The 20483-nt window shown below is 53.6% G+C and carries 23 protein-coding genes and 3 tRNA genes; 2 read left to right on the forward strand and 24 right to left on the reverse strand.

What is annotated here, in order from left to right:
• Positions 1 to 61 precede the first annotated feature (61 nt).
• From GS3922_RS08255 to GS3922_RS08350, 20 genes are all read right to left on the reverse strand, one after another.
• Positions 62 to 241, reverse strand: coding sequence for a hypothetical protein (locus GS3922_RS08255; RefSeq protein WP_225995639.1), 180 nt, complete (start codon positions 239 to 241; stop codon positions 62 to 64).
• Positions 238 to 1239, reverse strand: coding sequence for a DMT family transporter (locus GS3922_RS08260; protein WP_172796443.1), 1002 nt, complete (start codon positions 1237 to 1239; stop codon positions 238 to 240). The genes GS3922_RS08255 and GS3922_RS08260 overlap by 4 nt, the downstream gene beginning before the upstream one ends.
• A 454-nt stretch (positions 1240 to 1693) precedes the next feature.
• On the reverse strand, positions 1694 to 2893 hold the full coding sequence (locus GS3922_RS08265) for an ABC transporter substrate-binding protein (RefSeq protein ID WP_063165946.1): 1200 nt from the start codon (positions 2891 to 2893) through the stop codon (positions 1694 to 1696).
• A gap of 131 nt (positions 2894 to 3024) precedes the next feature.
• Entirely contained in the window at positions 3025 to 3732 is a 708-nt protein-coding gene (locus tag GS3922_RS08270) for an ABC transporter ATP-binding protein (protein ID WP_063165947.1), read from the reverse strand.
• Entirely contained in the window at positions 3725 to 4489 is a 765-nt protein-coding gene (locus GS3922_RS08275) for an ABC transporter ATP-binding protein (RefSeq protein ID WP_063165948.1), read from the reverse strand. Before GS3922_RS08275 ends, GS3922_RS08270 begins: the two co-directional genes overlap by 8 nt.
• A 2-nt stretch (positions 4490 to 4491) precedes the next feature.
• A complete protein-coding gene (locus GS3922_RS08280; RefSeq protein ID WP_063165949.1) occupies positions 4492 to 5529 on the reverse strand; it encodes a branched-chain amino acid ABC transporter permease in 1038 nt (345 codons plus the stop codon).
• Positions 5529 to 6392 (reverse strand): branched-chain amino acid ABC transporter permease, encoded by an 864-nt coding sequence (locus GS3922_RS08285; RefSeq protein WP_063165950.1) that lies wholly within the window; start codon positions 6390 to 6392, stop codon positions 5529 to 5531. Before GS3922_RS08285 ends, GS3922_RS08280 begins: the two co-directional genes overlap by 1 nt.
• 61 nt (positions 6393 to 6453) lie before the next feature.
• Positions 6454 to 7035 carry a TetR/AcrR family transcriptional regulator gene (locus GS3922_RS08290; protein ID WP_063167355.1) on the reverse strand — a complete coding sequence of 194 codons (582 nt, stop codon included), beginning with the start codon at positions 7033 to 7035 and terminating at the stop codon, positions 6454 to 6456.
• Between the two features lie 20 nt (positions 7036 to 7055).
• Positions 7056 to 8225, reverse strand: coding sequence for a thiolase family protein (locus GS3922_RS08295; RefSeq protein WP_063165951.1), 1170 nt, complete (start codon positions 8223 to 8225; stop codon positions 7056 to 7058).
• A gap of 102 nt (positions 8226 to 8327) precedes the next feature.
• Positions 8328 to 8732, reverse strand: a complete 405-nt coding sequence (locus GS3922_RS08300) for a MaoC family dehydratase (RefSeq protein WP_063165952.1) — start codon at positions 8730 to 8732, stop codon at positions 8328 to 8330.
• A complete protein-coding gene (locus tag GS3922_RS08305; protein WP_063165953.1) occupies positions 8729 to 9178 on the reverse strand; it encodes a MaoC family dehydratase N-terminal domain-containing protein in 450 nt (149 codons plus the stop codon). Before GS3922_RS08305 ends, GS3922_RS08300 begins: the two co-directional genes overlap by 4 nt.
• Before the next feature lie 18 nt (positions 9179 to 9196).
• Positions 9197 to 9961 carry a 3-oxoacyl-ACP reductase FabG gene (gene fabG, locus GS3922_RS08310; RefSeq protein ID WP_063165954.1) on the reverse strand — a complete coding sequence of 255 codons (765 nt, stop codon included), beginning with the start codon at positions 9959 to 9961 and terminating at the stop codon, positions 9197 to 9199.
• Between the two features lie 36 nt (positions 9962 to 9997).
• Positions 9998 to 11176 carry an acyl-CoA dehydrogenase family protein gene (locus GS3922_RS08315; RefSeq protein WP_063165955.1) on the reverse strand — a complete coding sequence of 393 codons (1179 nt, stop codon included), beginning with the start codon at positions 11174 to 11176 and terminating at the stop codon, positions 9998 to 10000.
• A 170-nt stretch (positions 11177 to 11346) separates the two neighbouring features.
• On the reverse strand, positions 11347 to 11700 hold the full coding sequence (locus GS3922_RS08320) for a methyl-accepting chemotaxis protein (protein WP_063857367.1): 354 nt from the start codon (positions 11698 to 11700) through the stop codon (positions 11347 to 11349).
• Between the two features lie 65 nt (positions 11701 to 11765).
• Positions 11766 to 12320: a permease gene (locus tag GS3922_RS08325; RefSeq protein WP_318825733.1), complete on the reverse strand. Its 555-nt coding sequence runs from the start codon at positions 12318 to 12320 to the stop codon at positions 11766 to 11768.
• 559 nt (positions 12321 to 12879) lie between these two features.
• The gene (gene nfsA / locus GS3922_RS08330) at positions 12880 to 13629 is read right to left on the reverse strand and encodes an oxygen-insensitive NADPH nitroreductase (RefSeq protein ID WP_063165958.1); all 750 of its coding nucleotides are present in this window, start codon (positions 13627 to 13629) and stop codon (positions 12880 to 12882) included.
• A 96-nt stretch (positions 13630 to 13725) separates the two neighbouring features.
• Positions 13726 to 14559: a pirin family protein gene (locus GS3922_RS08335; RefSeq protein ID WP_063165959.1), complete on the reverse strand. Its 834-nt coding sequence runs from the start codon at positions 14557 to 14559 to the stop codon at positions 13726 to 13728.
• Positions 14560 to 14759: 200 nt separating this feature from the next.
• A tRNA-Ser gene (locus GS3922_RS08340) sits at positions 14760 to 14852 on the reverse strand.
• 9 nt (positions 14853 to 14861) lie between these two features.
• Positions 14862 to 14934, reverse strand: a tRNA-Ala gene (locus GS3922_RS08345).
• 7 nt (positions 14935 to 14941) lie between these two features.
• Positions 14942 to 15015, reverse strand: a tRNA-Pro gene (locus GS3922_RS08350).
• A gap of 194 nt (positions 15016 to 15209) precedes the next feature.
• Here GS3922_RS08350 and GS3922_RS08355 point away from each other — a divergent pair.
• Entirely contained in the window at positions 15210 to 15974 is a 765-nt protein-coding gene (locus tag GS3922_RS08355) for a hypothetical protein (RefSeq protein ID WP_063165960.1), read from the forward strand.
• Between the two features lie 15 nt (positions 15975 to 15989).
• Positions 15990 to 16460, forward strand: a complete 471-nt coding sequence (locus tag GS3922_RS08360; protein ID WP_063165961.1) for a hypothetical protein — start codon at positions 15990 to 15992, stop codon at positions 16458 to 16460.
• 163 nt (positions 16461 to 16623) lie between these two features.
• Here GS3922_RS08360 and GS3922_RS08365 read toward each other — a convergent pair whose 3' ends face one another.
• The 4 genes from GS3922_RS08365 to GS3922_RS08380 all read right to left on the reverse strand — a co-directional run bounded on the left by GS3922_RS08365 (position 16624) and on the right by GS3922_RS08380 (position 20388).
• Positions 16624 to 17604 (reverse strand): ABC transporter permease, encoded by a 981-nt coding sequence (locus GS3922_RS08365; RefSeq protein WP_063165962.1) that lies wholly within the window; start codon positions 17602 to 17604, stop codon positions 16624 to 16626.
• Entirely contained in the window at positions 17597 to 18511 is a 915-nt protein-coding gene (locus GS3922_RS08370; protein WP_063165963.1) for an ABC transporter ATP-binding protein, read from the reverse strand. The genes GS3922_RS08365 and GS3922_RS08370 overlap by 8 nt, the downstream gene beginning before the upstream one ends.
• Positions 18508 to 19311 carry an SGNH/GDSL hydrolase family protein gene (locus tag GS3922_RS08375; RefSeq protein WP_063165964.1) on the reverse strand — a complete coding sequence of 268 codons (804 nt, stop codon included), beginning with the start codon at positions 19309 to 19311 and terminating at the stop codon, positions 18508 to 18510. The genes GS3922_RS08370 and GS3922_RS08375 overlap by 4 nt, the downstream gene beginning before the upstream one ends.
• A gap of 117 nt (positions 19312 to 19428) precedes the next feature.
• Positions 19429 to 20388, reverse strand: a complete 960-nt coding sequence (locus GS3922_RS08380) for an MBL fold metallo-hydrolase (RefSeq protein ID WP_063165965.1) — start codon at positions 20386 to 20388, stop codon at positions 19429 to 19431.
• Positions 20389 to 20483 lie beyond the last annotated feature (95 nt).

Raw genomic sequence — 20483 nt, forward strand, 5'->3', positions numbered from 1 at the left:
ACAGCCCATTCAATGACCAGCGACATCACAGCAAGCAAGATGACTCCCGCCGTCGTGATCTTCAGCGCCCCTCGCCATCTTGGCGATAGGCCCCGCCCCGCCCGAAGAACAGCAAGGCCGATCGCGATTCCGCCCCCCACATGAAAAGGCCCGCCGGGGTGACAAGCTGACGCCAATCGCTGATCCAAGCGCAGATGATAAGCGTCTGGCAGACAAGCAGGATGCACACGATGATTCTCATCGTTCTCCCCCTATGCGCTTGAGACGCCGAGCTGTTGAAATCGGCAGCGACGGGTGTTTGACCGTCCTTGTCGATTCGAAACTATGCCAGCAAATCCCGATGATGATGACGGCCAAACCAACGAACGCCCATCCGTTTGGAAGCGGAGCGGACAAGAACAGCGCTTCGCCGATGACGGCAAACATGACTTCCGCGGACTGCGTCGCTTCCACAGCGGCCAGTTTCCGTTCGTTCCCTTTTGCCCGATCGGTAGCAATAAAAAACAACGTCGTCGCAATGACCCCGGAACTCATGGCCACGATGAACGACTGCATCGTTTGCCCCGCCGACGGCACCCCTGATGTCAGCCAGCCCATCAACGCGACAATCAGCCAAAACGGCAGACTGGCCATCGTCATCCCCCATACGCGTTGAAACGCATCAAGGCGCCCGGCGCAATGTTCGATCATTTTCCGATTGCCAAGCGGATACGCAAACGCGGCAATCAGTACAGGAAAGACCCCCAACACGATTTCATTCCATGCGAGATGGCCTGCTTGCTGGAACTGGATCAGAACGACGCCGAACAAAATCAAAAGCGAAATGAAGAGCGCCCGTTTTTCAATCGGACGGCGCACGGACATCGTTCCGTTTTGCGTTTCAATGGTTTTCGTAAACAGCGGGCTAAGCAGAACACCAGCCACAATCGTGCACTGCCATGTCCCAGCCACAAGCCACCCCGGCCCGTAGGCAGCCGCGTAGGTGAGCGGCGCGTAAAACAAGCCGAATCCGACCGTCCCCCAGGTGATCCACACCCGCGGATGGCGCTTGATGTCATGCCAAACCGGGCCGATGTTGCGGCGGAACAGAACGATGGCAAACAGCAGCGGCACCATAAAGAAAAAGCGAAGCGATGAACTCCACAGCCAGCTGCCGCCAGCTAATTCCATGGACCGATTCAAGATGAACGTGACGGCAAAAAAGAACGAAGCGACAAGCCCGATGGCCATTTCCCTCATCATTCCCATCCCCTTCGCAATGTCACAGAACAGTTTTATTGTATCTTATTATTCGAAATTTTCCTATTTGTTTTATTGATTATTTAGAACATAGTTTTATTTAATAAGATAACGGTTATTTTGTCCATTTTTCTCAGCAGCAAGCCATAAAAAAGGCGCCCACGCAAGAAAGTGGACGCGCGTTGATGATAGTTTGTTGGCCAGCATCAGCGGGACGCCGTCATTTTGGTTCCAAACCGACGGGAAGTAGTTGAGCGCCGACATACGGCGCAACTCCGATCGTAAATCCCGGCCGTTTGAAGCGCAGGACAAACCGGTTCTTTATAGCCGCCGCTCGGGTTTTTTTGCGGTTTGACCAGCACATACCGTGTCATTTTCAAAACAAGGAGCGCGAGCTGCTAGTCGCGCTTCGTCCGTGCGGCGTCCTGATGGAAATGCCAGTAAATAGATCGACTTATTTCTTTAGCTCGATCGGCACAACTTTGCCATTTTCCACTGCTGCAACAATAATTTTTGATTCAAAGCCGCCGTCATCGCCAACCTTCGGAACGACATACACTTGCTTGTCTTTCGGGATGTTTTTCAACCCTTCATTCATATGTTCGCGAATAGCGGCGGGATCATCGACCGTGCCAGCCGCCTTCATCGCTTCGACAAAGGCGTAAAGAGCCAAGTAGTTATAGGCAGACTCCGAGCTTGCTTCGGCATTGTACTTCGCCCGGTAGTTTTCCACAAACTGCGGGGCTCCCGGCTCTTTCGACTCAACGAGCGGCATGACGCCGATCGCGCCCTCAAGCATCTCGTAAGAGCCGACGACCCGCTTCATTTCATCCAACTTCGCCTGGTCCATGACAATAAAGCCGCCTTTAAAGCCAAGTTCGCGCGCCTGTTTCACCACTTTCGCCGTCGGCTCCGACGGTCCGCCGATAAACAAGACATCCGGCTTTTCTTTTAACGCGTTCGTGATGATCGTGAAGAAATCGGTGTCTTTCGTAAAGTCAATTGATGTGTTATAGACCACTTCTCCGCCTTGCTTTTCCCAATATGGCAACAGTTTTTCCGTCCAGTCTTTCCCGTATTGCGTCGCTGTCGGCAAGACAGCCAGCTTTTTACCAAACCGCTTCATCACATAATCGGTAAATGTCGGAATGTAGCCATCATAACGCGGCGGGATGCGGATCGTCAGCTTGTTGCCGGTCTGTGTGATTTTCGGCTCACTCGTATAGGCCGCGATAAGGAAATTGTCCGTTTGGTTGAACACTTGCAACGCCATGACCCCACCGCTGTGCGGAGTGAAAATGATCGGCGTATGATGTTCTTGGACAAGCCGTTTCGCATTGGCGGCTGTTTCATTTGGCAAATATTTATCATCTAACGACACCACATTGATTTGATAGGTCTTTCCGTTGACTTCAAACCCGCCGTTTTTATTGATTTCGTCCGCCGCCATCTTCACGCCGTTTAACGTCCGTTCCCCGTAGTAGGCGGCCGGACCGCTAAGCGGTCCGCTGTAACCGATATTGACGACGTTGTCGCCTCCACCTCCATTACCGCTTTTGGCATTATTGTTTGTTGTCGGGCTGTTGCATGCCGCAAGCATCAACGCCATGACGGCCGTCATCATGGCCGCGATCGGCCATTTTCTTTTTTTCATTCCGCTCCCCCCTATTTTTATTCTAAAATATATTTGGATGAATAAGTGCCGCGACCGTGGTTCACCTCCTTTCAATGCAGGCGCATCGCTTGCTTTCGCCCGCGAAATACGCCATTCGCGGCAATCGCTTGTCATGTTCCAATGTACGCCTTGCGGACATCGTCGTTGGCGAGCAGCTCCTCCGCTGTTCCTGAAGCAACGATCGTTCCATTTTCAAACACATAGCCGTGATGAGCGATGGACAACGCCGCATGGGCGTTTTGTTCGGCGAGCAAAATCGTCGTCCCCTCTTGATTGATTTGTTTAATCGTGGCAAACATTTGCTCGACAATGAGCGGAGCGAGTCCAACCGACGGTTCATCAAGCAAGAGCACCGCGGGACGCGACATTAGCGCGCGGCCGATGGCAAGCATTTGCTGCTGGCCGCCGCTTAGCGATCCGGCTGGCTCGTTTCGTTTTTCATGCAAAATCGGGAACAGCTCGTATACATGTTCCAGCGAGCGGCGGATGCCTTCCTTATCTTTTCGGTGAACATACGCGCCCATAAGCAAGTTTTCGTATACGCTCATGCGGACAAACAGCTTGCGCCCTTCGGCGCATTGCACGATGCCGCGCTGAACGATCCGGTCAGGCGGCAGCGAGTCAATGCGTTCGCCATCAAGGCGGATTTCCCCTTGCACCGGTTTATGCAGCCCGCTGATCGTGCGAAACAGCGTGCTTTTCCCAGCCCCGTTGGCGCCAAGCAACACCGCGATTTCCCCCGGCTTAACGAAAAACGTCACATCGCGAATCGCCGTGAAGCTGCCGTAGCGGACAGATACGTTCGTCAACTCAAGCAACGGTGCTCCCCCCTAGATACGCTTGAATGACCGCCTCGTTGTTTTGCACTTCTTCCGGCGTCCCTTCGGCAATTTTTTCGCCGTAATTGAGCACCATAATGCGGTCAGCGATTTTCATAATCATCGACATTTTATGTTCAATGAGACAAACTGTCAGGCCGCCCTTGACCATTTTGACAATCAGCTCTTCCAACCCTTCCGTTTCGTCCGGGTTGACGCCGGCAGCCGGCTCGTCAAGCAGGACGAGTTCCGGATCGGTCGCCAAGGCGAGCGCAAACGCCACCCGCTTCTTCTGCTCCTGCGACAGGTTAGCAACGAGCCGATCCGCCACATCGGTGAGCCCAACAAAGTCGAGCACTTCCATCGCCTTTTCTTTGCATGCCTGTTCCTCGCGGCGGTGCCGTTTTGTGCGCAAAATGGCGTCAAACACATTCGATGTGGTGCGCAGCCGATGGCCGATGATGACGTTGTCCATCACCGTCGACTGTTCAAACAAATGGGTCGTTTGAAACGTGCGGGCGATGCCGAGCTTCGCCCGTTCATTCGCCGGCAGGCGGGTAATGTCGCAGCCTTTAAACGTAATCGTGCCGGATGTCGGCCGGTGCAAGCCGCTAATTAAATTGAAAAACGTCGATTTCCCGGCGCCGTTCGGGCCGATGATGGCGTTTACTTTCCCCTGTTCGACGGAAAACGTGACGTCATTGACCGCCAGCAACCCGCCAAACCGTTTCGTCAACCGTTCGACGTGCAAAAACATGGTTATCCCTCCTCTACGTGCCGTTCGCTCCGTCCTTGGCGCGAGGCCGCCAGTTCAGCAGCGGTCCGGTTCGCCCTCTGTTCAAGGCGGCGCACCTCTGCACGTTTCGCCTGATAACGGATGAAGCCGCCGGCAATGCCGTGCGGATAAAAGATGATCAAAAGCGTCAACACCGGGCCAAAAATGAGCATTCGGTAGTCTTGCAAAAATTGCAGCTGCTGGGATAAAAACGTAATGAGCAGCGTGCCGACGACCGGTCCGGCAAGCGTGCCGATGCCGCCGACAAGCAAGTACGTTAAAAAGTCAAACATGACGGTGACGTATGCGATATCCGGGCCGAGAAAGCGAATGAATGACGCATACAGCGCTCCGGCGAGCGACGTAAAAAAGACGGACAGCACAAACGAGGCGAGCTTGTTTTTCATCGTCGAGATGCCAAGCGTCAACGCGAGCTCTTCACTGTTGCGAATGGCGATATACGTCCTTCCCGTCAGCGAATCAACGAGCCGGTACATCACAAACATGACCGCAAGCAAGAAAAACAAAACCAAATAATATTGGGCGACCGGCGTCTGAAACGACAGCGGTCCGATGTCGCCTGGCGCCGGAATGCCGATAAAGCCGCGCACTCCGCCGGTCAAGCTGTCCCATTTATCAATCACTAAATAAATGATATACCCGACACATAGCGTATAAATGGCGAAAAAATGCTCTTTCGTCCGCAAGGCGACAAGGCCGATCACCAGGCCTAGCAGCGATGTGAATGCGCACGAGAGTACGAACGCCCACCAAAACGGAAGCCCAACTTTCACGGTCAAAATGCCGAGCGTATAGGCGCCAACGGCAAAAAATCCAGCGTGGGCAAGGGACAAATAACCGGTATAGCCAGCAAATAAGTTCAACCCGTAAACGGCGATCATCCAAATAAAGGAGATCGTCATCATGTGCAAGTAATAGCCGTTGGTCACAAGCAGTGGGAAGGCGAGTGCCAACGCCGCGAGAACAGCAAGCCATAGGCGTCGTTTTTCGAAAACGGCCATCAATGTCCCTCCTTGGCAAACAGTCCGTTCGGTTTGACCGTTAAAATGATGACAAGAATGACAAAAGCAATAATGTCTTTATAGTCATTTGACACGTATGTCGCCCCTAAGCTTTCACTAAATCCTAAAATATAGCCGCCGACAATCGCGCCAGGAATGCTCCCCATGCCGCCGAGAATAATGATGACGAACGCTTTCAAGATGACGAGATGACCCATGCCGGGAAACACGAGGTTGATCGGCGAAGCGAGCGAGGCGGCGAGCGCTGCCAAACCGCCGGAAAGAAGAAACGTCATCATGGCGACTTTGTTCGTGTTAATGCCGACTAAATTCGCTCCTTCGCGGCTTTGTGCCATTGCGATGATCGAAGCACCGATGAACGTCTTTTTCAAGAAGAGGTAAAGCAAGATCATGATGACAACAGTGGATGCGATGATGAGGATGCGTTGAACCGTGAGCGTCAAGCCGAAAACGGTGATGACATTGCCGTATGGCGTCGGCATCGTTTGATAGTCCGCCCCCCAGACGTATTGGGCGAACGCTTCCAAAAACAGCAAAATGCCGATCGCCGCAATTTTATCATGAAGCGGCGGCGCGTCGCGAAGCGGATAAAACACCAACCGCTCCATCAAGACGCCAAGCAGCCCGACCGCCACCATCGACACGACAATGGCAAGCCCATACGGCAGCCCAGCTTGACTCATGGCGGTGAGCGTGACATAACCGCCCATCATATACAGCGCGCCGTGGGCAAAGTTTGGGATATGCAAAATGCCGTAGACGAGCGTTAAGCCTAAGGCGACAAGGCTGTAAACGCTTCCAACCGTCAGGCCGTTTAACAGCTGCTGGATAAACAATTCCATCCCGATCCCCCTTATCTCGTGCATTGGAAGCGGACGAGCCGCCCTAACGGTTCGATGGAGTCTACTCTTTTGGCCGTTCCTCCGCCCGAATGCCGTTTAAAATTAAGTCGACGTAAATGTCGGTTAATTCCTCTTCCGAAACGCCTTTGCCCGGTTGAAACCAGTAATAGCTCCAATTCGTGATGCCAAGCAGGCCGAACGTGATCATTTCCGCATGAAGCGACGGCTTAAATTCGCCGCAGGCGACCCCTTCTTGAATGAGCTGTTCATACTGCTTGCGGAACGCCCGCCGCTTCCCGAGGATTTCCTCCAAATGGTCATCGGCCAAGTGCCGCATCTCGCGGAAGAAAATGCGGGCGCTTTTCTTCCGCGTGCGAATGTTGCGAATCACCATATAAACGATCGCATGCAACTTTTCTGTGCAGCTCTTCTCCGGCTCCTGCAACAGGCGTGTCTGCTGGTCAAGCAAATCCTCGATATAGGAGATGCATATATCGCGCAGCAGTTCTTCTTTGCTTTTGTAATAGTAATAGAACGCTCCTTTTGTTGCGCCGACCGCTTCAACGATTTCCTGTACGGACGTTTCTTTAAACCCTTTGCGTTCAAACAGCTCAATGCCGGCTTCCATCAGTTTTTCTTTCATCATCGATTGTCTCCATGCGCTCAAACTCGTTCAATGATCGTCGCGATTCCTTGGCCGCCGCCGATGCACGCCGTAATGAGGGCGTATGTCCCGCCGCGGCGCTTTAGTTCATACACGGCTTTCGTAATCAAAATCGCGCCCGTCGCGCCGAGCGGATGGCCGTGGGCGATGGCGCCGCCATTGACGTTCACTTTTTCCGGGTTCATCTCAAGTTCGCGGTCACAGGCGATCACTTGTGCGGCAAACGCTTCATTGATTTCGATGATGTCCATCTCATCAAGCGTCAGTCCAGCTTTTTCAAGCACCTTTCTCGTCGCCGGCACCGGACCGATGCCCATAATGTTCGGATCGACCCCGGCGACCGCATGGGCGCGGATGACGGCAAGCGGCGTCAAGCCGAGCTGCTCCGCTTTTTCCCGCGACATGACAACGAGTGCTGCAGCGGCGTCATTGAGCCCTGAACTATTCCCCGCTGTCACCGTGCCGCCTTCTAAAAACGCCGGCGGCAGTTTCGCGAGCGCTTCCATCGTCGTGTTCGGGCGCGGGTGTTCATCTGTGTCAAAGACAAACGGCTCCCCTTTTTTCACCGGGACGGTAATCGGCACGATTTGTTCGGCAAACCGCCCTTCTTGCATAGCGCGCGCCATGCGCTGCTGGCTGCGCAAAGCGAAGGCGTCTTGTTCTTCGCGGCTGATGCCGTATTTTTTCACTAAATTTTCTGCCGTGATGCCCATCGGCGGATCGCCAATCTCTTTTGGCGACAACTGCGATTTGCGGAAGCTTGGCGGCGTCGAGCTGTACGGTTTTTCCGGGCGGTCCATCAAATACGGCGCACGGCTCATGCTTTCCACTCCGCCGGCGATATAGACGTCCCCATCGCCGGCCCAAATGGCTTGCGCCGCTAAATTGACGGCGTTAATGCCTGAACCGCATTGACGGTCGACGGTCAGCCCGGTCAACTCAAGCGACAGCCCCGTCTTAAGCGCCGTCAGCCGGGCAATGTTGCCGCCGCCGCTTAAGACATTGCCCATGATGACATCATCAACAAGCTCCGGACCGATGTTGGCCCTCCGCATCGCTTCTTTGATTACTTCCGCTCCGTAAACGTGCGCCGGCAACGTCGCCAAGGCGCCCCCTTGGCGGGCGATGGCCGTTCTTACGGCGGATACAATGACGGCATCCCGTTTCATTGTCACTCCTCCTTATCTTTTTTCAACCGGACGCAACTTGCGCGCCTTTTGAAGCGGGGGAGGACGATCATCCCCCGCTTGCTCCTTGGGCGGAAGAGCCCTTTACTCATACAGCGAAAAGACCGCTTCGCCTTTGATGACTTCCTTGCCGTGCTGGTTGACGGCGGCGACCATAAACCGGATCGCTTTGTCATCCTTTTCTTTGACCGTTGCTTTTAACGTGACGACATCGTTTAAAAACACCATTGATTGAAAACGGACGAAATAATCTTGGACAAACCCTTCCTCGTAATACGGGGTGAACAGCTTCGCCAAGTTGCCCATCGTCCACATGCCGTGGGCGATAATCCCCGGCAGGCCGGCTTTTTTCGCTTCGTCGTCGATCGTATGAATCGGGTTGTAGTCGCCCGACGCTCCGGCATATTTGATTAAGTCAAGCCGGGATACAGGCGGAAGCGTCACCTCGGGAAGCGACTGCCCGACTTGCCATTCGCGAATCGTCGTCATACGCTCATCGCCTTTCTAACCGCCTCATTGATAATGATCGTCGAGGTGGAGGTAAATAAGAGATTCCCGTCAGCGTCTTCGCCGTTGTTGGCGATCACTAAAAAGCCGAGCTGGCCCATGCTGCTTTGTTTTTCGTAATAGTCTTTGACCTCTGCATAGCAGTACAGCTCTTCGCCGACAAACAGCGGGCGCTTATAATGGAAGCGCTGCTCGCCGTGGATCAGTCCTTTTGCCGGCAATTTCAACCCTTCGATCACACCGTAGTCAAACACGCGCGGGAACGTCGGCGGCGCGATGTTACGCCCGTAGCGCGATCGTTTCCCTGTCTCTTCGTCCCAATAAATCGGGTTCAAGTCGCCGATCGCTTCGGCGAATTTTCTCACCGCTCCGCGCTCGACAACGTTTTTCACTTTCGCCGATCGTTTTCCGATATCATTTTGATACATGACCCGTTCCCTCCGCCTTCAGCATTTCGGGCCGCCGGCGACATATAGCACTTGGCCGTTGACGAACGATGATTGTTCGTCGGCGAAAAATGCGACCGCGTTGGCGATATCTTCCGGGCGGCCGCTTCGTCCGACCGGGATGGTGGCGACGCTTGCCTGAATGAGCTGCTCAAACGAAATGCCAAGCCGCTCGGCGGTCGCTTTCGTCATATCGGTTTCAATGAATCCCGGCGCGACGGCGTTCGTTGTAATGCCGAACTTGCCGAGCTCAATCGCCAACGTTTTCGTAAACCCTTGAATGCCGGCTTTCGCCGCCGAATAGTTCGCCTGGCCGCGGTTGCCGAGCGCCGAGGTCGATGAAACGTTGATGATGCGGCCGTATCCTTTTTCGACCATATATTTTTGCGCGGCGCGGGCGCAATAAAATGCCCCTTTCAAATGAACGTCCATGACCGTTTGCCAGTCGTCGTCCGTCATTTTAAACAGCAAGTTGTCGCGGATGACGCCGGCATTGTTGACGAGAATATCGAGCGAGCCGAACCGTTCGACCACTTCTTGAATCGCCGTTTCCACTTGTTCGCGGTCAGTGACGCTCACCACTTTGGCGTAAACGTCATACCCGTTTTCCCGCAGCTCGGCTGCTGTTGCTTCAAGCGCCTCCGCGTTTAAGTCGATGAACGCCACTTTGGCCCCTTCTTCCGCAAAGCGGGTAACAATGGCCTTGCCGATGCCGCGGCTCCCCCCCGTCACAAACGCCACTCTTCCTGCAAACCGTTGGCTCATGTTTTTTCTCCTCCCTTTTCGGTAACGCTTTCATTTTTAGAGAAACTGCCCAAGCTTGACGTGTCCTTTAATTAAGTTGCGGGCGATAATCAGCCGTTGAATTTCATCGGTGCCATCGTAAATGCGCCATAACCTCGCCTCACGATACCAGCGCTCGATCGGCATCTCTTTCGTATAGCCCATGCCGCCATGAATTTGCATGACGCGGTCAACGACGCGGTTGCCCATATTCGCGCCAAACAGTTTCGCCATCGAGGCCAAATGGCGGTTGTCTTCCCCTTGGTCGAGCGTGAATGCCGCATTGAGCACAAGCCATTTTGCCGCTTCAATTTCCACTGCCGAATCAGCGATCATCCATTGAATCGCCTGTCGTTCCGCGATCGGCTTGCCGAACGTGACGCGCTCTTTCGCGTAATCGATCGCCATTTGCAACAGCCGCTCCGCCGCTCCAACCGCACGGGCGCCGACGACCCAGCGGGCGTAGCCGATCCACTCAAGGCCGAGCTTGTAGCCGTGGTGCAGCTCGCCTAAAATGTTTTCTTCCGGCACGCGCACGTTTTCAAAAATCAAGCTGGCCGGTGTTGACGGTCCCATCGTATGTATCGGCTCAGAGCGCCAGCCCATGTCGCGGTCGACGATAAAGCACGTTACCCCTTCGCGCCCGTTTGTCGCCTGATGCCGCCGTTTGTCGGTAATGGCGATGACCATAACGAAATCAGCGTCATTGCCCCCGGTGATAAACGTTTTTTCCCCATTTAGCACCCATTCGTCCCCGTCTTTGACCGCCGTCATTTTAATGTTGCGCGTATCCGACCCTGCGCCCGGCTCGGTCATGGCAAAGCACGATTTTTTCTCGCCGTTGATCGTCGGGATTAAATATTTTTTCTTTTGTTCTTCATTGGCGTAATACAAAATGTTGTCCGCCGACCCGCCAAACTGGAACGGAACGAGCGTTTTTGCCACCTCCATGAGCACAATCGCCTGCATGACATGGCCGAGATTCGCGCCCCCGTATTCCTCCGGCGTGTTGATCCCCCAAAAACCTGCTTCCTTCGCCTTTAATTGCAGCTCTTTTAATTTCTCCGGCGCAAGCCCCGGCTTCCCTTCCCGCTCATTGCGCAAGACGTCATTTTCTAGCGGCATCAATTCTTTTTCGACAAACTTGCGAATCGCCTTTTGAACCATGCGCTGCTCATCGGTTAAGCGCAAATACATCATTGTCCCCCCTGTTTTCGTTGCACTTTGAAACGAAATCCCACTCCCACAAATACCAACCGGTTGGTATGTTACCTCTATTATATTCGAATGTTCTGAAAAGTACAATACTTTTTTATACTTTTGTCCAACAGGAAAACGTCAAGTGCGTTCCCCTGTTGGCGTAAGTATTACGAATCAAGGGGACTCAGCTTTTTAGTCGTTTGGACGATATGGCCAAACGCCGCGTTCAATTCTTGCAAACTGGCGGAGTGTTCTTCAGTAAATGCGGCAATATGCTGGATAGCACCATCAAACTCTTTAACCGCCTTTTGAATGCTTTCAAGCTGTTTTTTGATCTGAACTGCCGCGTTTTTGCTGTCAGCTGCCATTTTACGGATTTCACTGGCCACAACCTCGAAGCCGCTGCCGTGCTCTCCAGCTCGCGCCGCTTCAATGGCGGCATTCAACCCCAGCCAATGCGACTGATCGGCCACCTCCTGCACAAAGCGGACAACAGCATCGATTTGTGCTACATCCTCCATTACTTTCTGCGACTTCAGACATAGGAATATAGCTCCGTTATTTCCGCTCAAGTTGCCTCCGTATACTAGCCACCGTTATACACTTGCTGTTTGGAATGTTTCAGCATTTCTTCGAACCGATAGAACAATGAAGTTTGTGGTTTGCGTCTTTGTACCGGTAAGGAGACAGGTCGCCTCAGCTGATTCGAGGAAAAGAACAGACTGATGCTCCACGCAATCAACAGCGCGGCCGCAAAACCAAGCCCCATTCGCCATCCCGCGATCATAGCATCGTTTCCAAACGCCATATACGTCGATAAGATGACGATTGGATTAATCAGGGGACCGGTTAAGAGAAATCCCACTGCCGCCCCTAACGGCACGCCTTTGCCAACCAGCTTTCGCACGATCGGAACAATCCCACACTCACACGCCGGAAAAAGAGCCCCAACCACACATCCCATCGCAACAGCCTTAAAAGAATGGGCGGGAATCCAGCGCCGAATATGCTCCTCCGTTACAAAAATTTGAATCGCCCCTGCTACAATAACACCAATGAGGATAAACGGAAGTGCTTCGATCACCATACTTAAAAAATAGTCACAAACTGTCGAAACGAGTCCGGAATCTCTGCCGTCCATAACGCCCCAAACCACTGGCTAAATACGATCAAATACGCTGCGACCCCTATAACCACAATCCCCGTCATATCAACTAACATCGACGAAAACAGGCGCCTCATTCCTCTTCCCCTCCCCCCGACATCCACGGTTAAGACATTTTTTCATCCCAGGCTAAGTCTAGGAACATAAACGAGCCGATATACATCGATTTATTGTATTAAAGCGTAACCGTTCTTATTTACAAACGATATGTCTGACCGCCCGATTACATGTCCACTTTTATACGACAAGTTTTTCTTTCAACTCTTCTTGAAATAGGCTGCTGGGCGGCTTTATCCTCGACTACATACGTGTCGTCCTTTCGCTCGGCGATCCGGTAAGCAGGCAATTACCAAACGATCTTAATGAATAGCAAACCAACTTCCCCAAAGGCAGAGACAATGTACGAACTATCACCAGTGCATGCCGTTCGTTGTGGACAAAATAATGTTTACATAAATCGCCGTTTATTTCCGCTAGCAGTTCTGTGATTAAAGCGCGCAGACAGCGAAAAACCCCGCTTCCGCATGAAGCGAGGCTATTGTAAATTAAACCCTTTCCTCTCCACAAATTCTTTCATATACATCCGGACCGGACGGCTGAGCATGTTGGCCATCTGCCCCGTCCATGTATCGCGGCGACGGCCGTTTGTCCGCTGCTCGTAGTAAGCTGACACCGTTTCATTATACCGCTGCAACTGCTCGATGAACCGGCCGCGGTCTTGATCGTATTCATCCTCATGATACACGTGATCTAACGGCAACCGCGGCTTTGGATCCGGCGTTTGCGCAGGATAGCCGACGGCAAGCCCAAACAGCGGAATGACCCGTTTCGGCACCTTCAACAGTGCACATACGTCCGGCAAGTGGTTGCGCAGCCCGCCGATATAGCAAATGCCAAGCCCCATCGACTCGGCGGCAATGGCGGCGTTTTGCGCGGCAAGCGCCGTGTCGATGAGCGCCACCATAAACTTTTCCGTGCTCTCAAGCGACGGAATCACGTCTTTTCTTTCAAGCTCCCCGATGAGTTCATGGCGGTGAAAATCGGCGCAAAAGACAAAGAAATGGCCGTTATGCTCGACATAGGCTTGATTCCCGGCCAGTTCGGCAAGCTTTCGCTTTTTCTCCGGATCTTTCACCCCAATGATCGAATACGCTTGGACGTAGCTTGAGGTCGACGCCGCCTGGGCGCATTCAACGATCGTGCGAATTTGTTCATCCGTGAGCGGCCGATCTTCGAAGCGGCGGATCGAACGGTGCTGCAAAATCATTTCGATAACGGGATTCATCTTGTACACACCCTCCTGTACAATGAATAGCTTGCCATCGATGATTATCATAACAAAAAAGAAAGAGCCGAAAAAATGATCGGCTCTTTCCTGCCATTACTGTCCAAAACGCCCTTCTTGGTAGTCACGAATCGCTTCGCGGATTTGTTCCGGCGTGTTCATGACAAACGGCCCATAGGCGACGACCGGTTCGTTTACCGGCTCACCGGCGTAAAGAAGGAGGCGCAGTTTTTCGCGGGCGGTCACGTTCAGCTCCGTTTCTTCGCCGCGGTCGTGGCGGCTTAGCCACAACACTTGCCCGGCTTTTCCTTCCGTGTGGTCAGCGCCAAACGTGCCGCTTCCTTCTAAAATATACAGAAAACCGTTGTAATGGCCCGGCAAGTCTTGCGCGACAGTAACTCCCGGTTCAACCGTCATTTCGACCATCGTCACCGGAACGATATTTTTCGTCGGCGCCTGCACCCCTTTTGATGAGCCGGAAAAGACGCGAATCGTCACCCCTTCTTCTTGCCGTACAGGCATATGTTCGGCGCGCAAGTTTTGGTAGCGCGGCTCGATCATTTTATGCGTGCTCGGCAAATTGACCCATAGCTGAAGGCTGTGCACGGTCGAACCGGGCGCCGGATCTTCCTTATGGACGACGCCGCGTCCGGCGGTCATCCATTGTACATCCCCAGGCCCGAGCGTGCCGTGGCCGGCTTTGCTGTCGAAGTGTTCGAGTTCGCCGCTGATTACGTACGTGACCGTCTCAATGCCGCGGTGCGGGTGAACATCAAAGGCGCCCCGCTGAAAAATGTCCTCCATCAATAGCAAAAACGGGTCATACTCTTGCCAATTCCCGGGCTCGAGCACCGGACCGCTTTGGTGAATCGGGCTGTGGGCGGTGATTTGCACCGTCTTGATATGGCGAATGTGGCGTTGAACAGCCATAACCTCTCCTCCTCTTTTTTTCCATACCGGACACAACCGGGAGAGGGGACAGCCGCCCGCCGCCAACTGTCCCCTTCTCCTCCATCGTATCCGATTCCGCCAAAAATAGGCAAATCATCTGCTCAGCAGCCGGCCGCCGCCCAAGCTGACAAAAACAAAAAACCTGCCGGCAATCGGCAGGTTGACGTTCGTATGTAAGATGGCGGAGGAAGAGGGATTCGAACCCCCGCGGGCTGTGACACCCCTAGCGGTTTTCGAAACCGCCCCCTTCAGCCAGACTTGGGTATTCCTCCGTATGAAAATGGAGCCTATCGGATTCGAACCGATGACCTCCTGCGTGCGGGGCAGGCGCTCTCCCAGCTGAGCTAAGGCCCCATAGTGATCGGGAAGACAGGATTTGAACCTGCGACCTCACGGACCCGAACCGTGTGCTCTACCAAGCTGAGCTACTTCCCGTTATTTATTTCCCCTTGCGACAATTTATATTTTATATGAACCTCTTAAGAAAGTCAATAGCTTTTTATGATTTTTTTTGCGCACAAGACGGAAATCCATTGCTTTTTCCGCTGCCTGTTGCATAGCCACCGCCCCTTTTTTCCTATACTAAAGACACGGCAGTCGTGCGGCAACATCGAAAAGGGGGCGGTTTCGTGAAACTCATTCCACCAGCGCGACGCAAACGGGCTCATTTGTCGCAGTTTACCACAACCCATATCCATTTGCGCCACCCGCTGGTCGTCGCCTTTTTCTCGTTTTCGTTTCCCGGGTTCGGCAATTTAATGCAGCACCGTTACGCCACGGCTTTTATTTTAATCGTTTGGGAGCTGTTTATCAATACAAAAGCGCACGTAAACACAGGTATATTATACTCGCTCCTTGGTGACTTTGAAAAGGCAAAAGCGGTGCTCGATGAACGATGGCTCATGTTTTATGTTGCGATCTACGTATACGGCATTTGGGACAGCTATCGCGGCTCGGTCGATATGAATAAGCTGTATTTGCTCGCTGACCGGGAAGATGCGCCGATCCCTCCTATTCGCATAGGGGTTTGGGACATCAATTACTTAGACAAACGCGAACCATGGCTGGCGCTCGCCTGGTCGGTGCTCGCTCCAGGGCTTGGTCATTTATACGTCCATAAAGTGATCACCGGTTTGTTCGTTTTCGCCTTTACGATCATCGTTTCCTATTTGGCCCACTTGCCGGAGGCGATTATTGATACGCTGACCGGCCGGTTTGATGAGGCGGTGCGCACCTTAAATATGCAGTGGGCGTTGTATTTGCCGTCCATTTATTCATTCATCTTTTACGATGCATACGTTTCAGCCGTCGAGTACAACAAACTGTTTGAAAAAGAGTTATCCAACTATTTGCGCCGCCGCTGCCAGCCGAAACAATTCCCGTGGCCGGTTTGATTAGGAGGCTGTTTCATGATTGTCGTCGCCACTTTTGAAAATCATTTGTTCGTGGAGCTGGCGATTTCCGCCCTCCGCCAAAAAGGGATCGCCCCGCACCATCTGTTCGCTGTTCCCCTTGATCGCCGTACAGAACCACCGCAGCTGCTCGATTCGATCCACCGTGCTGACGGCTTCAGCTTCCTTGATTTAGCCGCGATTTTTGGAACATGTTTCATGCTGCTCGGTTCGATTTACGGCTATGTGTTAACATGGGGGCCGATCATTTGGGGCATTATCGGGGCGGTGGGCGGCATCGGGTTCGGCCTGTTGTTGAAATGGTGGCTCAACCGAAACACAGCGCGCCGCCAAACGAACATGCGCGCGGAAATCGTGCTCCTCATCCGCTGTGATGAAACGCAATGGCCAATGATCGAACGGCTGTTATGGGATCATCATGCGCTCGGCCTCGCCGGCATCCGGGATGAGAAGGCAGGCGGCCGCTGACAGCGGCGCAAAACAAAAATGTCAGCTTCCCATCGGCGGTCGGCATCAGGGCGGCGGTTCCTAAACAATCGCCCGCATACGGAAGCGAAGTCGCTGAAGATCCGGACGCATGAACGCTCGCTGAAACACCCGCGGGGATTCCCCCGCGGGTGTTTGTTGCTTCTCAATACACATCCCGACGCGTAAAAACAACAAAAGCGACGATGAGGGCGATAAGCCCCCAAACGGCCAGCACCGCCATCGAAAAGCCGAGCGTCATCCCTTCCACCGGCGGCGCCGTTCCTTTAATATAGTCGGTAAGGCGCAAATTAACCATAAACAAATATTTCGCCGAATGCCATGACGACACCATATTGGATAAAATGGCGCCGGAAATGAGCGCCGCCAGCATAATGCCCATCACCGCGGCTGTGCTGCGCAAGAGTACGGAAAGCATAAACGTCAACGTGCCGACAACAACGCTGACAAACGCTGCTAGACCGAGCTCAATAAGCACGTACTTCCATTGCGGAATCATATGAACGTTCGTTGTATCGAGATCCTCCCCTTGAGGGACAAATCCGGTCAATAGCGGCAGATGAAAGCCGCCGTACCCGAACACAAGGCCGGAAATGACATACGACAACACCGCGGCCGTCAACATAATAAACGATACAGACAACAATAGAGCGATATATTTGCTGAGCAGCACTTTCCACCGTTTCACCGGACGGACGAGAAGCAGCTTGATCGTTCCGGCGCTCGCCTCCGACGAGACGAGATCAGCCGCCACCACCATCACGAGCAGCGGCAAAAACAAATCGATGGCGTTTTCGATAAAAATGCGCATAAACGTCGGGGCACCGGGAGCAGACGGGTTAATGTCATGCTCTAGGTAATATTGTTGCTGCTTTAGGCGGATTTGCAAATATTTGCGCCACTCCTCGGACATGCTCGGCGACTGGAGGCGGTTTTGCAAGTCGACGATTTGCTGCTGCAGCTGCGTCCGCCAGTCGGTCGTGCCAAGCCGCTTTTTCAGCTCCTCCGCCTCCCGGTATTGGGCGTATGTAAATAAGGCGACGAGCACCGCCACGATGGCGGCGATCACCCATAGCCGCTTTTTTCGGACAATTTTCAGCATTTCATTGTACACGAGCTTACTCAATCGTTTCGCCCCCTGTCAGCTCGATAAACAAATCTTCGAGCGTCGGCAGCCGCGGTTCAATCTCAGCGACCGCCACCCCGGCGTGGACGAGCTTAGCGTTCCAGTCAGCGAGCTTGGCTGGCTCATACGGCGTAACAATCTCCTCCTCGTCCGCCCGCAGCACTTCCGTTTCTTCAGCGAGCAGTGCCCGCGCCTTGTCAGCCGGAGTGGCTTTCCAAACAACGCGCGCCTGTTCGTTTAACAGCCGCTCGACCGTATCGACGGCCAGCAGCCGCCCTTTTGCCATAATGGCAACGCGGTCGCACATGAGCTGAATTTCGCTTAACAAGTGCGATGACACGAGAACGCTCAGCCCTTCCGTTTTTGCCAAAAAGCGAATAAAGGCGCGCATTTCGCGGATGCCGGCCGGATCAAGGCCGTTGGTCGGCTCATCCAAAATCAGCACCCTCGGTTTCCCGAGCAGCGCCTGGGCGATGCCGAGCCGCTGCCGCATGCCGAGCGAATACGTGTTCACCCGGTCGTGAATGCGCTGCTCAAGCCCGACGAGCCTCGCCACTTCCATGATCCGCTCCGCGCCGACTTCGGGCATCATGCGGGCGAAATGTTCGAGGTTTTCCCACCCCGTTAAGTACGGGTACATTTCCGGATTTTCGACGATGCAGCCGATTTGGCGGATCGCCTCGGTAAACTGGCGGTGAAGGTCATATCCGCCGATCACCACCGTCCCGGATGTCGGCCGAATGAGCCCGACAAGCATGCGGATCGTTGTCGTTTTGCCCGCCCCGTTCGGCCCTAAAAAGCCGAACACTTCCCCTTCGTGCAATTCAAACGAAATGCCTTGAATAATTTCTTTGCCGCGAATCGTTTTCCGCAGTTCGTTGACTGCTAACGTCACCTGTTTCGTCATCGACCATTCTCCTCCGTCAGCGTAATGAGTGAAGCGACGCGCTCTCCGATCCGCTTGTACCCCTCTTTGTTTGGATGGAAATGGTCGCTGTACAAATAGTCGTTGACATGCAAAGCAAATAAATCAAACGTCGGCACCGCGACGATGTTCGGATAACGGGCTGCCACTTCTGCCGAGGCAAAGTTCCAGTCTCGGACGACGGCTGACGTTCGTTTGGCATCATCTAAATCGCTGAACGGATTGTACAAGCCGATCGCAAAAATGACCGCTCCGCTGTTCAGGCGCCGGAGCATGGCAAAAATGCGGTCAAGGTTCGCGACATACTGCCGTTTCGCCGCATTCAGCTCTTTCATATTCAACTCAAGCGCTTCTCCGCCCCGAAACAGATCATTGCCGCCGATCGTCATCACAATCAGATCGGCCATGGCGATTTGCCGCTGAATCTCAGGCTGGCCGAGCTGGCGAAGCAAGCCATCGGAGCGCAGGCCGCGAATCGCCAAGTTCGTGACGCGAATCGATGCATCCGACTGTTTTCGAAGATCATCGACCATATAGCCGACATACCCTTTGCCGCTTTCATCGCCCGTTCCCCGCGTCAACGAGTCGCCTAAAGCGACAATGTCAATCTCCTCATCGCGCTCCTTTATTTCGTTGGCTGGCGGCTGCTTTTGCTCGACCGGCGGCTTCGCGGCCGTAAAAAACTGGTCTTGCACCGCCAGGGCGAGACCGCCGAGCCAAAGCACCGCAGATAGCGCGGCAACAGCGATCACAAGCGCCACAATGCCAGGTCTAGGTCGCATGCAACCATCCTTTCATTGTTTTTCGTTATCTTTTATCATACACAAATAAGGCGGACAATACCTAATCTCCTGTTTACAAAAAAAGCTTGGCCACTCGGCCAAGCAGAACGGAATCAGCTATTGCTGCTTCTTTTTCCAATAATCGATGATCCCCATCGCACACACTTGCAAGTCGAGCTCAATCGCGGCATAGGCTGGCGAAGAGGACGGGACGCCGTGTTCGTTCAGAAACGCGATGATGTCATGACGCAACCGTTGCGCGGCCGCTTTCGCCTGTTCGGCCACCGGCGCCTCAGGATGGCGGGCGATCGCTTCGTTTCCGGCCGCAACAAACTTCGGCAGCCAAAAACGGAGCTGCCGGAACGCCTCCCCTGGTTGATCGAGCGCGCCAAAATGACCGAAATAGATGCGCGTCGGGTTCAGCTTCTCGAGCCGCTCGGCCGATCGTTCCATCGCTTCAGGGTCAAACTGGTTGGGCGAAGTCGACGGCAGGCAAAACGCAAGCCCCGCCTCTTGCAGCTGCGGATAAAAAACACCGATCGTATCGCCGGTAAACACACCGCCGCTGTATGAATCATAAATCGAAAAATGGTGGTTCGCATGTCCCGGCGTATCGTAAAACGTGAGCGTCCGCTCCGCACTCAGCACAAGCGTTTCCCCATCCTCTTTGACGATCAGTCTCTCTTCCGGAACCGGAACAATCGGATCAAAGAGGGCGTCAAATTGCGCCCCGTATACCGCCTTCGCTCCAGCGATCAAACGCGACGGATCGGCCAAATGCCGCTTCCCTTTCGGATGAACGACAACCGTGGCGTTCGGGCAATGCTCAAGCAACAGCCCCACACCGCCCGCATGATCCAAATGAATATGGGTAACGATGATATAGCGAATATCGGTCGGATCGATCTGAAGCGCTTTCAACCCAGCAAGCAAATGCGGCACCGATGGGCTCGGCCCCGTTTCAATCACCGCCACGTTTTCTTCATGAAGCACGTATGTACCGGTGCGCTGCGGCATGCGCAAGTCGTATAAGTCGATGAGCGACATACGGTAACCAAGATCAACCGGCTTTGTCATTGTTCTCCTCCCTCTCATATTTTGTGTGCAGAATATTCTAACATAAAGATAGAATTCGCGCTACCAATGACCCTCACACAAATCAACCAACAATT

It is taken from the genome of Geobacillus subterraneus (assembly GCF_001618685.1).
GTDB classification, from domain to species: Bacteria; Bacillota; Bacilli; order Bacillales; family Anoxybacillaceae; genus Geobacillus; species Geobacillus subterraneus.

Bases quoted from the DNA above. Each gene is read 5' to 3' on its own strand.
- GS3922_RS08370 (WP_063165963.1), bottom strand. From the start codon at position 18,511: ATGACGAAACAGGTGACGTTAGCAGTCAACGAACTGCGGAAAACGATT.
- GS3922_RS08320 (WP_063857367.1), bottom strand. From the start codon at position 11,700: ATGGAGGATGTAGCACAAATCGATGCTGTTGTCCGCTTTGTGCAGGAG.
- GS3922_RS08290 (WP_063167355.1), bottom strand. From the start codon at position 7,035: ATGAAAGAAAAACTGATGGAAGCCGGCATTGAGCTGTTTGAACGCAAA.
- GS3922_RS08255 (WP_225995639.1), bottom strand. From the start codon at position 241: ATGAGAATCATCGTGTGCATCCTGCTTGTCTGCCAGACGCTTATCATC.
- GS3922_RS08305 (WP_063165953.1), bottom strand. From the start codon at position 9,178: ATGTATCAAAATGATATCGGAAAACGATCGGCGAAAGTGAAAAACGTT.
- GS3922_RS08275 (WP_063165948.1), bottom strand. From the start codon at position 4,489: ATGTTTTTGCACGTCGAACGGTTGACGAAACGGTTTGGCGGGTTGCTG.
- GS3922_RS08380 (WP_063165965.1), bottom strand. From the start codon at position 20,388: ATGACAAAGCCGGTTGATCTTGGTTACCGTATGTCGCTCATCGACTTA.
- GS3922_RS08285 (WP_063165950.1), bottom strand. From the start codon at position 6,392: ATGGAATTGTTTATCCAGCAGCTGTTAAACGGCCTGACGGTTGGAAGC.
- GS3922_RS08335 (WP_063165959.1), bottom strand. From the start codon at position 14,559: ATGGCTGTTCAACGCCACATTCGCCATATCAAGACGGTGCAAATCACC.
- GS3922_RS08265 (WP_063165946.1), bottom strand. From the start codon at position 2,893: ATGAAAAAAAGAAAATGGCCGATCGCGGCCATGATGACGGCCGTCATG.
- GS3922_RS08325 (WP_318825733.1), bottom strand. From the start codon at position 12,320: ATGGACGGCAGAGATTCCGGACTCGTTTCGACAGTTTGTGACTATTTT.
- fabG (WP_063165954.1), bottom strand. From the start codon at position 9,961: ATGAGCCAACGGTTTGCAGGAAGAGTGGCGTTTGTGACGGGGGGGAGC.
- nfsA (WP_063165958.1), bottom strand. From the start codon at position 13,629: ATGAATCCCGTTATCGAAATGATTTTGCAGCACCGTTCGATCCGCCGC.
- GS3922_RS08360 (WP_063165961.1), top strand. From the start codon at position 15,990: ATGATTGTCGTCGCCACTTTTGAAAATCATTTGTTCGTGGAGCTGGCG.
- GS3922_RS08375 (WP_063165964.1), bottom strand. From the start codon at position 19,311: ATGCGACCTAGACCTGGCATTGTGGCGCTTGTGATCGCTGTTGCCGCG.
- GS3922_RS08260 (WP_172796443.1), bottom strand. From the start codon at position 1,239: ATGAGGGAAATGGCCATCGGGCTTGTCGCTTCGTTCTTTTTTGCCGTC.
- GS3922_RS08315 (WP_063165955.1), bottom strand. From the start codon at position 11,176: ATGTATTTGCGCTTAACCGATGAGCAGCGCATGGTTCAAAAGGCGATT.
- GS3922_RS08300 (WP_063165952.1), bottom strand. From the start codon at position 8,732: ATGACGACGATTCGCGAATGGCAAGTCGGGCAGTCGCTTCCCGAGGTG.
- GS3922_RS08295 (WP_063165951.1), bottom strand. From the start codon at position 8,225: ATGAAACGGGATGCCGTCATTGTATCCGCCGTAAGAACGGCCATCGCC.
- GS3922_RS08280 (WP_063165949.1), bottom strand. From the start codon at position 5,529: ATGGCCGTTTTCGAAAAACGACGCCTATGGCTTGCTGTTCTCGCGGCG.